Below are 12,972 nucleotides of genomic sequence, written 5' to 3'. Positions count from 1 at the left end.
TCGTACCTGGCCCGAGGCCGTCACTGGCCTTGCCAGCGGCGCAGCACCAGGCTGGCGTTGGTGCCGCCAAAGCCGAAGCTGTTGGACAGCACGTGGGTCAACTGCGCGTCGCGCGTGTGGGTCACCAGCGGCATGGAGCCCAGCAGCGGGTCGGGTGTCTCCACGTTGGCCGAACCGGCGATGAAGCCCTTGTTCAGCATGATCAGGCAGTAGATCGCTTCCTGCACGCCGGTGGCGCCCAGCGAATGGCCGGTGAGCGACTTGGTGCTGGAGAACGGCGGCACGGCCTCGCCGAACACCGCCTGCATGGCACGCACCTCCTGCATGTCGCCCACAGGCGTGGAGGTGCCGTGGGTGTTGATGTAGTCGATGGGCGCGCCCAGTCCTTCCATGGCCTGCTGCATGCAGGCGATGGCGCCGTCGCCCGACGGGGCCACCATATCTTCGCCGTCGCTCGTGGCGCCAAAGCCCACGACCTCACCCAGGATGGTGGCGCCGCGTGCCAGTGCATGCTCCAGGCTTTCCAGCACCACGGCACCGCCGCCGCCGGCGATCACGAAGCCGTCGCGGTTGGCGTCATAGGCGCGCGAGGCCTTCTCGGGCGTGGCGTTGTACTTGCTGGACATGGCGCCCATGCCGTCGAACAGCAGCGACATGCCCCAGGACAGCTCTTCGCCGCCGCCGGCGAACATCACGTCCTGCAGGCCCCAGGCGATCTGCTGCGCAGCGGCGCCGATGCAGTGCGCCGAGGTGGAGCAGGCCGAGGTAATGGAATAGTTGATGCCCTTGACCTTGAAGTTGGTCGCAAGGCACGCCGAGACGGTGGAGCTCATGCAGCGCGTGACCTGGTAGGGTCCCACGCGGCGGATGCCCTTTTCGCGCAGCGTGTCGGCCGCCTCGATCTGGTTGGCGGGAGATCCGCCGCCCGAGCCCATGATGAGGCCGGTACGCGGGTGGCTGACCTGTTCGGGGGTGAGGCCGGCCTGCTGGATGGCGTCTTCCAGGGCAATCTGCGCATAGGCCGCGGCGTCGCCCATGAAGCGCAGCTGCTTGCGGTCGATGCGCGCCTCGACGTCGATCTCAGGCACGCCCCCCACCTGGCTGCGCAGGCCCAGCTCGGTGAACTGGGGCACGGCCTTGATGCCGGAGCGGCTGGCGCGCAGCGCCTCCTCCACGGTCTGCAGATCGTTGCCAATGCACGAGACGATGCCCGCGCCCGTGATCACCACCCGTTTCTTGGTCATGCTGCGCTTCCCTGTGCGTCGCCTTCGCGCAGGAACAGACCCACGCGCAGGTCGTTGGCCACGTAGATTTCCTTGCCGTCGGCCAGCAGGCGTGCATCGCCGATGGCCATGTTGAGTTTGCGCTTGATGACGCGCTTGAGGTCGATTTCGTAGGTCACGAGCTTTACGTCCGGGCCCACCTCGCCGGTGAACTTGACCTCGCCCGCGCCCAGCGCGCGGCCACGGCCCGGCAGGCGCAGCCAGGTGAGATAGAAGCCGATGAGCTGCCACATGGCATCCAGCCCCAGGCAGCCGGGCATGACCGGGTCACCCTGGAAATGGCAGGCGAAGAACCACAGGTCGGGCTTGACGTCGAGTTCGGCCACGATCCTTCCCAGGCCATGCGCGCCGCCGTCGGTGTCGATGTGCGTGATGCGATCGAACATCAGCATGGGGGGCAGGGGCAGGCGCCCGCTGTCCGGACCGAACAACCGGCCCTCGCCCGAGGCGATGAGTTGTTCGTACGAGAAGGAATCAGCCATTGTCAATCGTGCTCCAGACGGCCCGTGCCGTCGCGGTAGGTGGTTGTCGTTGATGCAAAAGAATCAGCGCGCGGCCCGCGGCCACGGGCGGCGAAGGCCCTCTATTATCCAGGCTCGCGCGCGCTCTGGCCTGTAACCGTGCCCCGGGAAAGCCCGCTGGCTACCGCGCCGGGATGATCTGGATCAATTTCCAGCCCGCGCCCGCCCTGTGCGCCCGCGCAGGCACCAGGCCAGCCCCGCCACTGCAAACCCGAGCGCCCACAGGGGCCAAAGCCCCCAGCGCGCCACCCACCGGGCGTATGGCGTGGCGGCGCCACCACGCCCCTGCACCTGGGCGCGCAGCACGCCGCGCTGATAGGCCGGCATGCGGTGCGTGACCTGCCCGCGGTGGTCGATCACCGCCGTGGCGCCGGTGTTGGTGGCACGCACCATGGGACGCTCGAACTCCAGCGCGCGCAGACGGCTGATGGCCAGGTGCTGGTCCACCGCCACGGTGTTGCCGAACCAGCCGATGTTGCTCAGGTTCACGAGGATGGTGGGGCTGCTCGCCGGGTCGAGAAAGCGCACGCCGATTTCCTCGCCGAACAAGTCCTCGTAGCAGATATTGGGCGCTATGCGCTCGCCGGCCCACGCCAGCGACGGCTGACCCACCGCGCCGCGGTTGAAGTCGCCCAGGGGGATGTTCATCATCTCGGTGAACCAGCGGAAGAACGGCGGGATGAACTCGCCGAACGGCACCAGGTGGTGCTTGTCGTAGCGGTAGGGCTGCGGCTGCTCTGGCGCAAAGCCCAGCACCGAGTTGGTATAGCCCTCTTCCAGGCTGCCCAGCGGGATGCCCAGCAGCAGCGCCTGGCCGCCCGCGGCATAGCGCTCGGCCATGCCCTCCAAATAGCCGGGCACCAGCTGCTGCGGCAACAGGGGGACGGCCGTCTCGGGCGCCACCACCAGGCTGGCCTTGGCCGCGTGGATCTGGTCGTAATACCACTGCAGCGCCATCGGCACGCCACTGCCGGGCTGGAACTTCTCGTCCTGCGGGATGTTGCCCTGCAGCAGCGCCAGCGACAGGGGCGCATGCACGGGTGGCGGCGCACCGCAGCCCTCCACGGCGCAGTGGCGCTGCCAGGCGGCCCCTGCCCCCACGGCCGTGAGCGCCAGGACCAGCGCCCAGGCACGTGCGTTGCGCAGGTCGGCGCGGCGCGCCTGCGCCAGCAACATGGCCAAGAGCGCCGCCGCGGCACCGATGCCGTACACGCCCACGCTGCGCGCCAGCGCGGCCAGGGGCCCCTGCACATGCGCGTAGCCGCCTGCGCCCCACGGAAAGCCGGTCCACCATTGGCCGCGTGCCAGTTCCGCCAACAACCACAGCGCAGCAAAAACGATAGCTGCCAGCGCTCTATGGACGGGCGCTAGAGCCCAAAAACATGCAGAAACCGCTGCGTAATAACTGCCGAGGAACGCCGCCAGCCCCAGCACCGCCAGCACGGCCAGCGGCGCGGCCAGTCCCCCATACGTGTGCATGGAGATGAACAGCCACCAGAACGTACCCGCGAGCCACGCCGTGGCGAACACCCAGCCCAGCAGGCCGGCCCGGCGCGTACCGCCGGCGCCCAGCAGCACATGCGCCCACAAGGCCAGCGACAGGATCTGCAGCCACCACAGCGGCTGCCCGCCCCAGGGCCAGGCCAGCGATGCGGCCTGCGCCAGCCCGGCCACCAGTGCCAGCACCCAGGGCAACGGGCCGCGGCGCGGTGCGTGCGCGGCCAGGGGCGGTGCGACGGCCATCAGCGTTCGGACTCGGGCGTGGCCGCCGCCGGTGCGACCTTGAACCAGCGCACCGACCCGCCCTTGGTGTGCATCACCACAAACTGCAGGCCGCCGAGCACCACGGACTCTCCCTTGCGCGGCATGCGGCCCAGCTCGTGCGCGATCAGGCCGCCGATGGTGTCAAAGCTCTCATCGGGGTCGCTGCCCTGCAGCGCCACGCCGAAGGCCTCGGCCACGCGCTCCACGGGCGTGTCGCCGCTGACGCGGAAGGTACGGTCGGCCAGGCCGAAGATGTCGCCCTCGTCCTCGGGGATATCGAACTCGTCCTCGATCTCGCCCACGATCTGCTCGATCACGTCCTCGAACGTCACCAGACCGGCGATGCGGCCGAACTCGTCGATGGCGATGGCCATGTGGTTGCGCGTGTTGCGAAACTCACGCCCCAGGTCATGCAGGCCCTTGCTCTCGGGCACGAACAGCGCCGGGCGCACCAGCGTGCGCACGTTCAGCCCCGGCGAGCGCCAGAGCTTGAGCAGATCCTTGGCCAGCAGGATGCCGATGATGTTGTCGCGCTCGCCCTGGTACACCGGAAAGCGCGAGTGCGCGGTGTGCAGCACCTGGTGCATGAGCTCGTCCACCGGCGCGTCGATGTCCAGCATGTCCATGCGTGGCGCGGGCACCAGCACGTCGCCCGCGGTCATCTCGGCCATGCGCAGCACGCGCTCCAGCATCACCCGCGCATCGGCGTTGATGACGTCGTTGTCCTCGGCCTCGGCCAGCGTGGCGATGAGCTCGGCCGTCGAGTCCGGCCCGGGGTTGATGAACTCGACGAGGCGCTGCAGGAACGTGCGCTTGTCCTCCTTGTCGGAGGCGCGCGCAGGGTGGGGGTCGGACACGGGGACGGGTGCAGGTTGTGCAGGGAGTGGATCAGCCCCCAAGGATAGCGGATCGCCCCGCGCACCCGCGGGGCACGCCGGGGGCGCGCCTGCCTACTCGGCGGCCTGGTGGCGGCCGTCGCGCACGCCCTGGCGGATTTCCTGCAGGTCGGCCAGGAAGCGCCAGAACTGCCGCGCCTGCTTCTTGAGCTGGTAGTCCACTTCGCCGAAATGCTCGGCCATGATCTCGGACACGCGCGTGTCCAAGCGCGCGGGCGGCAGCTGCAAGTACGCCTCGGACTCGGATCCGTCGCGGCGCACCGTGGCGCCGGCATTGCGCGCGATCTTGAGCATGGCCGTGTTCTCGGTGAGCGCGTGGATGAACATCATGCTCACGCCGCGGTTGCGCGCCAGCATCACCGCGCGCTCGAACAGCCGCGCGCCGTAGCCGCGCCCGCGCGCCGTGGCCGAGACCGAGACGCCGAACTCGGCGCAGCTTTCGTACTCGCCCGATGGCGCAAACGCCACATGGGCCATGGCGATCAACTCCAGGCGGCGGTTGAAGATGCCGAATACCTCGTCGCGCGAGAAGTCCAGCAACTCGGCGTAGCGGCGCACCTGGTCGTCGTTGGCGGCGTAGCCAAAGCGCAGGTAGCGGTCGCGCGGCTCCAGGCGCAGCAGGTGGGCGGCAATGCGCTCGCGGTGCTGCGGGCCGAGCGAACGGATGGGCACCATCACAGTGTTCATGGCAAAACCTCGGTGGAAGCGTCCCCCGGCGGCGGGGCGCAGCATTTGTCGCCCTGCATTCCAGGAAGCGCGAAGCCAGTCTTTGGTTGAAAGCATGATGCGGCCGATTCTAGGGTTTTCCCTAGGAATCTGGGGCGCATATGCTGCAATGCAACAAAAAAGTGGGGGAAATCAGATCCAAGGGAAAAATGGCCTCTAGCCCTTACCCAGTAAGCGCAAGCAGCTATCAATACAGGACTTCCTCTGTCCGCCACGCGACTGCCGTGCCTTTTTTATCTACACCGGCAGGGCGGTAGTGGCCTTGACCCGGTCCAGCACGAAGCTGGTCTTGCAGTCCTGCACGCTGGGGTGCTTGAGCAGCGTGTCCATGATGAAGCGGCTGTAGTGCGCCATGTCGGCCACCACCACGCGCAGCAGGTAGTCCATCTCGCCGGTGAGCGACGCGCACTCCACCACCTCGGGCCAGGTCTGCACGCTGGCGCGGAACAGGTCCATCGGGTTGCGCTTGTGGCTCTCGGTGTGCTTTTCCAGGCGCACGTTCAGGTAGGCGGTCAGTCCCAGGCCCACGCGCTCGGGGCGTACCAGAGCCACGTAGCGGTCGATCACGCCCTCTTCCTCCAGCCGCTTGGCGCGGCGCAACACGGCGCTGGGCGACAGGCCCACCTGTTCGCCGATCACGTCATAGGTCTCGCGGCCGTTGTCCTGCAGGCGGCGCAGGATGGCACGGTCCAGCTTGTCGAGGGCGGGGGTGCGTTCGCTCATGGCGGCGGATTCTAGGCAAGCGCCGCACGAGACGCACCCGCGTGTTCCTTAACGCGAAATGACTGCACATCGCATTGACGTTGCGCAACATTCCTGCATATCCACACTCAAACCCGTGCGCATTCGCCAGAAACATGAGCCCCGCCCCTCCTACAGTGAAGCGACACACCCTAAGGAGACTACCGATGACTGCCGCCCTGCCCCTTCGCGCCACCCACGACGCCGACGCCTGGGAGAACCCCATGGGCCTGATGGGCTTCGAGTTCGTGGAGTTCACCTCGCCCACCCCGGGGCTGCTGGAAGCGGTGTTCGAGAAGCTGGGCTTTACGCTCGTGGCGCGCCACCGGTCCAAGGACGTGCTGCTGTACCGGCAGAACCAGATCAACTTCATCCTGAACCGCGAGCCGGCCAGCCAGGCCGCGTACTTTGGCGCCGAACACGGCCCCTCGGCCTGCGGGCTGGCCTTTCGCGTGAAGGATTCGCACCAGGCCTACCGGCGTGCGCTGGAGCTGGGCGCCCAGCCGATCGAGATCCCCACCGGCCCCATGGAACTGCGCCTGCCGGCCATCAAGGGCATCGGCGGCGCGCCGCTGTACCTGATCGACCGCTTCGAGGACGGCAAGTCCATCTACGACATCGACTTCGACTTCCTGCCCGGCGTGGACCGGCGCCCTGTGGGGCACGGCCTGAACGAGATCGACCACCTCACGCACAACGTGTACCGCGGACGCATGGGATTCTGGGCCAATTTCTACGAAAAGCTCTTCAACTTCCGAGAGATCCGCTACTTCGACATCCAGGGCGAGTACACGGGCCTGACGTCGAAGGCCATGACGGCGCCGGACGGCAAGATCCGCATCCCGCTGAACGAAGAGGCCAAGCAGGGCGGCGGGCAGATCGAGGAATTCCTGATGCAGTTCAACGGCGAGGGCATCCAGCACATCGCGCTGATCTGCGACTCGCTCGTCGAGGTGGTGGACAAGCTGGGGCTGGCGGGCGTGCCCCTGGCCCCAGCCCCCAACGACATCTATTACGACATGCTGGACACCCGCCTGCCGGGTCACGGCCAGAACGTGGCGGAACTGCAGGCGCGCGGCATCCTGCTGGACGGCACCACGGCCGACGGCACGCCCCGTCTGCTGCTGCAGATCTTCTCCACGCCCATGCTGGGGCCGGTGTTCTTTGAGTTCATCGAACGCCAGGGCAACTACCGCGAGGGTTTCGGCGAAGGCAACTTCAAGGCGCTGTTCGAATCGCTGGAGCGTGACCAGATCCGGCGCGGCGTCCTGCAGACCCAGGCCTGAGCCCTGGCGCGGCCCGGCCATGGAATGACGCACTGCAACAACGGCTTTCTATACTGAGCGCCCTTTCAAAGAGACTCGGGAGAAATTCAATGTTGCGTCGCCGTCAATTGGTGGGTTCCCTTGCGCTGTGCATGGCTTGCGCCGTACAGGCACAGAACGCATCCGCCCCCATGACCATCGTGGTGCCCTACGCGGCCGGAGGCCCGCTCGACAAGAGCGCGCGCATCCTGGCCGAAGGGGCGCAGGCCCAGCTCGGGCCCATCCAGGTGCAGAACAAGCCGGGCGCCGGCGGCAACCTGGGCGCAGACACGGTGGCCAAGGCGCCCAAGAGCGGCAACCTGCTGGTGATGGGTGCGGTCGCCACCCATGCCGTGAATCCCTGGCTGTACAAGAATTTCCCCTACAACCCGGTCAAGGATTTCACGCCCATCGTGCTCGTCGCCCGCACACCGAACGTGCTGGTGATGAGCGCCGAACGGGCCAAGGCGTTGGATATCAGCACCACCACCGACCTCGTGAAGTACATGAAGGCCCACCCGGACCAGCTCAAGTACGGCTCGGGCGGCAACGGCAGCATCGGCCACATCGCCGGGGAGATGTTCAGGTCGCTCACCAACACGCGCATGCCCCATGCGCCCTTCCAGGGCGCGGGCCCGGCGCTCAAGGCGCTGCAGGACGGCGGGGTGGACATCGTGTTCGACAACCTGGCGTCGTCACTGCCGCTGATCCAGGGCGGCAAGCTCAAGGCGCTGGGCGTGACATCGCTGGGCAGCGACGACGCCCTGCCCCACGTGCCCAGCATCAACAGCGAGGTGCCCGGCTTCAACGTGTCCACCTGGTTCGGGCTGTTTGCCCCCGCCACGCTGCCCGCCGCCGACGCGCAGAAATACGCCACGGCGTTCTCGAAAGCCATGCACTCGCCGGCCGGCAAGGCGCAGTTCCAGAAGATGGGCCTGACGCCCGAAGAACTCACGCTGGGCGGCTTCGGCAGCTTCGTGCGCTCGGAACTGGGCAAGTACGAATTCCTCATCAAGGCCGCCAAGATCCACATCGACTGAACGCCGTCCTGCACTCCCGCCCGCCGGCCCACACCAGGCCGGCGGTGCACGACGACGGCGTGGTTCCAACAAGGAGACAAGCACCATGGGACAAGCCCCCGTCGTCTACGGACAATCCAGCCGCCCGCCGCGCGGCGACTATTCGCGTGCGCAGGAGGATTACACCTGCGCGCAGAACTTCGCGGCCTACACCGCCGCCGACCACGACACCTACCACCGCCTGTACCAGCGCCAGTCGGCCCAGCTGCAGGGCCTGGCGAGCGAGGCCTTCATCCAGGCCCTGCCGCTGCTGGGCGCCAAGGAGCGCATCCCGCGCTTCGATGACGTGAACGAGCACCTGTACCGCGCCACGCGCTGGGAGCTGGTGGCCGTGCCGGGGCTGATCCCCGAGGTGCCGTTCTTCTCGCTGCTGGCGAACCGCAAATTCCCGGTCACCGACTGGATCCGCACGCCCCAGGAATTCGACTACATCGTCGAGCCCGACGTGTTCCACGACCTGTTCGGCCACGTGCCGCTGCTGTTCAACCCGGTGTTTGCCGACTATGTGCAGCGCTATGGCGAAGGAGGCCTGAAAGCTGCGGGACTGGGCGCCTGCGAGATGCTCTCGCGGCTGTACTGGTACACGATCGAGTTCGGCCTGATCCGCGAGCAAGGCGGGCTGCGCGCCTATGGCGCGGGCATCCTCAGCTCGCGCGGCGAACTGCCCTACGCCGTGCACAGTCCCGAGCCGCAGCGCCTGCCACTGGAGCTGGAACGCACCATGCGCACGCGCTACAAGATCGACACCTACCAGCAGACCTACTTCGTGATCGACAGCTTCGAGCAGCTGTTCGAACTCACGGCGCAGGATTTCGCGCCGATCTACGAACGGCTGCGCGGCCAGCCCGAGTTCGCGGCCGATGCGCGCGAGCCGCTCCCGGCCTGAAGCGCGTCGCCGACACGCTCAGGGCTGCTCGAGCAGCGCCAGGCAGTCCTGCAGCACGCGCGGGTGGAACGCCATCTCGACGTGCGCCACCCCCTCGATGAAGCGGTTGTCCGCGCCCTGCAGCATTGCGGCCGCGGGCGGATAGACCACGTTGTCGCAGTTGGAGTACCAGCACACGAAGACTGCGGCGCGTGCCGGCGGCTCGTCTTGCCCCAACTGGCGCACCCAGGGGCCGTGCAACCGCATCTGCCGGCCATTGGTGCTGCGTGCGCCGCGCGCGGGCCAGGTGCCGTGGTGCGGCGATCCCAGCGTGACGATGCGGTGCACGCGCTGCTCGCTGCCCGGCACGGCGCGCAGCCAGGCGCGTGCGGCCAGACCGCCCATGCTGTGGCCCACGATCAGCGGCACCCGCCCAGTGGCCTCGGCCACGCGGCGCACGGCATCGTCGATGGTGCGGCAGTAATCGTCGATGGAGCCGAAGGCGGGCTCCAGGGTCACGGCCACGAAGGCATGGCCGCGCGCACGCAGCAGCGCCAGCCAGGGCGTCCAGAACCCTCGGTTGCACAGGAAGCCGTGCACCAGCACCACGCCGCGCGGGCCGGGCACGTCCGACGCGCGCGGTGGCAGCCAGTCCGCCACGGCCTGGTGGCGGAACGGCTGCCACCAACCGAAGACCAGGCTGGCCCAGCGTGACTCGGCCCACCAGGCGCGCAGCAGTTGCCCGGCGCGCGGACGCGGCGTCGCATCCCCCCGGCAAACCCAGGCCATCAAGAAAAATTGCGGCGCCATGCCCAGGCGGAACATCAGCGGGACCGCGGCCACGCCCGCCAGCGCCAGCGCCGGCGAACGGCCCCAGAACCAGGCCATCCAGCCCGCGATCAACAGCAGATGCACGGCCACCGCCCAGCGTTGCCAACGCGCGTTCGTCATGAAGCTCCCTTGTGGTGGTTGTGGTGTGTCGCTTGGGTGACCTCTGCGGCATCCGGACTAGGACAAGCCCGGTATGGCGCGTGCAAGGCCACTTCCACAATCGGTGCGATCTTGCCCCATACCGCAACGAGGACCCTTGCATGGAACGAATCTGGCTCAAGAACTACCCCGCTGGCGTGCCGCACGACGTGGATGCCGATGCCTACCCCTCGGTGGCGCAGATGCTGGAGGAGTCCTTCCACCGCCACGCCGACAGCCCGTTCTCGGTGTGCATGGACCGGTGGATGAGCTACCGCGAACTCGACCGCCTGTCGGCCCGGCTCGGCGCGTGGCTACAGGGCCAGGGTCTCGCACCCGGTGCGCGCGTGGCCATCATGCTGCCCAACGTGCCGCAGTTCGCGGTGACCATGGCCGCCGTGCTGCGCGCGGGCTACACGTGCGTGAACGTGAACCCGCTGTACACCGCGCGCGAGCTGGAGCACCAGCTCAAGGACTCGGGCGCCACGGCCATCGTCATCCTGGAGAACTTCGCGCACACGCTGGCCGAGGTGATCGACCACACGGCCGTGCAGCACGTGGTGATCGCCTCCATGGGCGACCTGCTGGGCGCCTGGTACGGACGCTGGATCACCTTTGCCGTGCGCCACCTGGCCAAGATGGTGCCCGCGTACGAGCTGCCCCTGACGGGCGGGCGCCAAGTGATCAGTTTCAAGCGCGCGCTGGCCCTGGGCGAGCGGCGCACGCTGACCCCGGCGCGCGTCGCGCCCGACACGCCGGCCTTCCTGCAGTACACGGGCGGCACCACGGGCCTGTCCAAAGGCGCAGTGCTCACCCAGCGCAACATCGTCGCCGCGACGCTGCAGGCCGAGGCCTGGTTCACCCCCGCGCTGGGCAAGATCGGCGACCTGAGCCGCGCCAACAGCATTGCCGCGCTGCCGCTGTACCACATCTTCGCGCTCACGCTGTGCCTGCTGGCCATCCGCCAGGGCTCGCGCCTGACGCTGATCCCGAACCCGCGGGACATCCCCAAGTTCGTGGAGGTGCTGAAGAAGCGCCCCTTCCACATGCTGCCCGCCGTGAACACGCTGTTCAACGCACTGCTGCAGAACCCGCAGTTCCGCCATCTGGATTTCTCGCAGCTGTGCGTGGCGCAGGCCGGCGGCATGGCCGCGACCGAGGCCACGGCCCAGCAGTGGAAGGCCGTGACGGGCGCCACCATGATCGAAGGCTGGGGCATGAGCGAGACCTGCGCCATCGGCACCAACAACCCGGTGAACAGCACCGCCTTCAGCGGCAGCATCGGCCTGCCGCTGCCAGGCATCGACATCGCCATCAAGGACGACGCAGGCGCGAGCCTGCCCATCGGCTCGGCGGGCGAGATCTGCATCAAGGGCCCCAACGTGATGCCCGGCTACTACAACCAGCCCGAGGAAAATGCCAAGGCCTTCACGCCCGACGGCTTCATGCGCACGGGCGACATCGGCGTGATGGACGAGGAGGGCTATACGCGCATCATCGACCGCAAGAAGGACATGATCCTGGTGAGCGGCTTCAACGTCTTCCCCAACGAACTGGAGCAGGTGGTGGCCCTGTGCCCGGGCGTGCTGGAATGCGCCGCCGTGGGCGTGGCCGACGACAAGCAGGGCGAGGCCATCAAGGTGTTCGTGGTGCGCAGCGACCCCTCGCTGACCGAGGACGACGTGGTCCGCTACTGCCATGAACACCTGACCGGCTACAAGCGGCCAAAATACATCGAATTCCGCGACGAACTGCCCAAGACCAACGTGGGCAAGATCCTGCGACGGGAGCTGCGCGACGGCAAGTGATGCCGCGCTCCGGTTACTCCAATTTTCATAGCTGATGCCGCTTGTTCCACCTGCCCTACCGCCGGAAATCATTGTCATCGAGCGCGGCTGGCTGTCGGCCAACAACGTGCTGCTGTTGGGGCGCGACTGCACGGCGCTGGTGGACAGCGGCTACTGCGCCCACGCGCCGCAAACCGTGGCGCTGGTGGAGTCGGCGCTGGACGGGCGTGTGCTGGACCAGTTGCTCAATACCCACCTGCACAGCGACCATTGCGGCGGCAATGCCGCGCTGCAGGCGCGCTGGCCGCAGCTTGCCACCCGCATCCCCCCGGGGCAGTGGGCACAGGTGCAGGACTGGGACCCGGTGGCGCTGAGCTACGTGCCCACCGGCCAGGAGTGCCCGCGCTTTCGTGCCGACGGAGTGTTGCCCCCCGGCACCGAGGTGCAGCTGGGCGACCGCGCGTGGCAGGTGCACGCAGCCCCGGGGCATGACACCCATGCCGTGGTGCTGTTCGAGCCGCACGCGCGCGTGCTGATCTCGGGCGACGCGCTCTGGGAGAACGGCTTCGGCGTGGTGTTCCCCGAACTGGACGGCGAGCAGGCCTTTGCCGAGGTGGGCGCCACGCTGGACCTGATCGAGCGGCTGAATCCGCTCACCGTGATCCCCGGCCACGGCAGCGTGTTTGGCGACGTGCCCGCCGCGCTGGCGCGGGCGCGGCGCCGGCTGGCGGGTTTCGAGGCCGACCCGGTCAAACACGCACGCCACGCGGCCAAGGTGCTGCTCAAGTACAAGCTGCTGGAATGGCAGCAGGCGCCGCTGGCGCAAGTGCATGCCTGGTTGGCGGCCACACCGTACTTCGGCATGCTGCACCAGCGACACTTTGCCAGCCATACGGCCGTGGCATGGGCGGAGCAGCTGATGCAGGAACTGGTGGACGCCGGCGCGGCCCGGCGCGAGGGCCGCGCGCTGCTCAACGCCTGATCGCCCTGCCGCCGCGTGCCATCCGGCAGCGGGGCACGCGCCAGCATTGACCGAA

Annotated in this window: 12 protein-coding genes; 5 read left to right on the top strand and 7 right to left on the bottom strand. The window is 68.0% G+C overall.

Going from position 1 to position 12,972, the window contains the following annotated elements; genetic code table 11:
• Positions 1–20 precede the first annotated feature (20 nt).
• The 6 genes from fabB to OX89_RS07045 all read right to left on the bottom strand — a co-directional run bounded on the left by fabB (position 21) and on the right by OX89_RS07045 (position 5,913).
• Complete coding sequence (fabB, locus tag OX89_RS07070; protein WP_047350078.1) at positions 21–1,244, bottom strand: beta-ketoacyl-ACP synthase I; 1,224 nt, start codon at positions 1,242–1,244, stop codon at positions 21–23.
• Positions 1,241–1,765, bottom strand: a complete 525-nt coding sequence (fabA, locus tag OX89_RS07065; RefSeq protein ID WP_047350077.1) for a 3-hydroxyacyl-[acyl-carrier-protein] dehydratase FabA — start codon at positions 1,763–1,765, stop codon at positions 1,241–1,243. The genes fabB and fabA overlap by 4 nt, the downstream gene beginning before the upstream one ends.
• Before the next feature lie 183 nt (positions 1,766–1,948).
• Positions 1,949–3,547, bottom strand: a complete 1,599-nt coding sequence (gene lnt / locus OX89_RS07060; protein WP_047350076.1) for an apolipoprotein N-acyltransferase — start codon at positions 3,545–3,547, stop codon at positions 1,949–1,951.
• Entirely contained in the window at positions 3,547–4,425 is an 879-nt protein-coding gene (locus tag OX89_RS07055; protein ID WP_041835866.1) for an HlyC/CorC family transporter, read from the bottom strand. Before OX89_RS07055 ends, lnt begins: the two co-directional genes overlap by 1 nt.
• A 93-nt stretch (positions 4,426–4,518) precedes the next feature.
• Positions 4,519–5,247, bottom strand: coding sequence for a GNAT family N-acetyltransferase (locus tag OX89_RS07050; protein ID WP_047350075.1), 729 nt, complete (start codon positions 5,245–5,247; stop codon positions 4,519–4,521).
• A 180-nt stretch (positions 5,248–5,427) separates the two neighbouring features.
• Complete coding sequence (locus OX89_RS07045; RefSeq protein ID WP_011803980.1) at positions 5,428–5,913, bottom strand: Lrp/AsnC family transcriptional regulator; 486 nt, start codon at positions 5,911–5,913, stop codon at positions 5,428–5,430.
• A 185-nt stretch (positions 5,914–6,098) separates the two neighbouring features.
• Between OX89_RS07045 and hppD the strand changes: the two genes are divergently transcribed.
• The 3 genes from hppD (at position 6,099) to phhA (ending at position 9,200) form a co-directional block, all read left to right on the top strand.
• Positions 6,099–7,217 (top strand): 4-hydroxyphenylpyruvate dioxygenase, encoded by a 1,119-nt coding sequence (hppD, locus tag OX89_RS07040; protein ID WP_047350074.1) that lies wholly within the window; start codon positions 6,099–6,101, stop codon positions 7,215–7,217.
• 89 nt (positions 7,218–7,306) lie between these two features.
• A complete protein-coding gene (locus OX89_RS07035; protein ID WP_047350073.1) occupies positions 7,307–8,275 on the top strand; it encodes a tripartite tricarboxylate transporter substrate binding protein in 969 nt (322 codons plus the stop codon).
• Between the two features lie 85 nt (positions 8,276–8,360).
• The gene (gene phhA / locus OX89_RS07030; RefSeq protein ID WP_047350072.1) at positions 8,361–9,200 is read left to right on the top strand and encodes a phenylalanine 4-monooxygenase; all 840 of its coding nucleotides are present in this window, start codon (positions 8,361–8,363) and stop codon (positions 9,198–9,200) included.
• Between the two features lie 18 nt (positions 9,201–9,218).
• On the opposite strand, the gene OX89_RS07025 is transcribed toward phhA, so the two are convergent.
• Positions 9,219–10,130, bottom strand: coding sequence for a triacylglycerol lipase (locus OX89_RS07025; RefSeq protein WP_047350071.1), 912 nt, complete (start codon positions 10,128–10,130; stop codon positions 9,219–9,221).
• Between the two features lie 140 nt (positions 10,131–10,270).
• Here OX89_RS07025 and OX89_RS07020 point away from each other — a divergent pair, with 140 nt between their 5' ends.
• Both OX89_RS07020 and OX89_RS07015 read left to right on the top strand, forming a co-directional pair.
• Positions 10,271–11,956 carry an AMP-binding protein gene (locus tag OX89_RS07020; RefSeq protein WP_047350070.1) on the top strand — a complete coding sequence of 562 codons (1,686 nt, stop codon included), beginning with the start codon at positions 10,271–10,273 and terminating at the stop codon, positions 11,954–11,956.
• A 34-nt stretch (positions 11,957–11,990) separates the two neighbouring features.
• Positions 11,991–12,917, top strand: coding sequence for an MBL fold metallo-hydrolase (locus OX89_RS07015; RefSeq protein WP_047350069.1), 927 nt, complete (start codon positions 11,991–11,993; stop codon positions 12,915–12,917).
• The last annotated feature ends 55 nt before the right edge of the window (positions 12,918–12,972 follow it).

The sequence above is a fragment of the Diaphorobacter sp. J5-51 genome (assembly GCF_001023515.1).
GTDB classification, from domain to species: Bacteria; Pseudomonadota; Gammaproteobacteria; order Burkholderiales; family Burkholderiaceae_C; genus Diaphorobacter; species Diaphorobacter nitroreducens.
Note: the sequence above shows the minus strand (reverse complement) of the source record. Positions and strands in the feature narration are given on the sequence as shown.

What these genes read in the sequence shown, in the direction of transcription:
- fabB (WP_047350078.1), bottom strand. Translation starts at nt 1,244, where the DNA reads ATGACCAAGAAACGGGTGGTGATCACGGGCGCGGGCATCGTCTCGTGC.
- fabA (WP_047350077.1), bottom strand. Translation starts at nt 1,765, where the DNA reads ATGGCTGATTCCTTCTCGTACGAACAACTCATCGCCTCGGGCGAGGGC.
- lnt (WP_047350076.1), bottom strand. Translation starts at nt 3,547, where the DNA reads ATGGCCGTCGCACCGCCCCTGGCCGCGCACGCACCGCGCCGCGGCCCG.
- OX89_RS07050 (WP_047350075.1), bottom strand. Translation starts at nt 5,247, where the DNA reads ATGCTTTCAACCAAAGACTGGCTTCGCGCTTCCTGGAATGCAGGGCGA.
- OX89_RS07045 (WP_011803980.1), bottom strand. Translation starts at nt 5,913, where the DNA reads ATGAGCGAACGCACCCCCGCCCTCGACAAGCTGGACCGTGCCATCCTG.
- hppD (WP_047350074.1), top strand. Translation starts at nt 6,099, where the DNA reads ATGACTGCCGCCCTGCCCCTTCGCGCCACCCACGACGCCGACGCCTGG.
- OX89_RS07035 (WP_047350073.1), top strand. Translation starts at nt 7,307, where the DNA reads ATGTTGCGTCGCCGTCAATTGGTGGGTTCCCTTGCGCTGTGCATGGCT.
- phhA (WP_047350072.1), top strand. Translation starts at nt 8,361, where the DNA reads ATGGGACAAGCCCCCGTCGTCTACGGACAATCCAGCCGCCCGCCGCGC.
- OX89_RS07025 (WP_047350071.1), bottom strand. Translation starts at nt 10,130, where the DNA reads ATGACGAACGCGCGTTGGCAACGCTGGGCGGTGGCCGTGCATCTGCTG.
- OX89_RS07020 (WP_047350070.1), top strand. Translation starts at nt 10,271, where the DNA reads ATGGAACGAATCTGGCTCAAGAACTACCCCGCTGGCGTGCCGCACGAC.
- OX89_RS07015 (WP_047350069.1), top strand. Translation starts at nt 11,991, where the DNA reads ATGCCGCTTGTTCCACCTGCCCTACCGCCGGAAATCATTGTCATCGAG.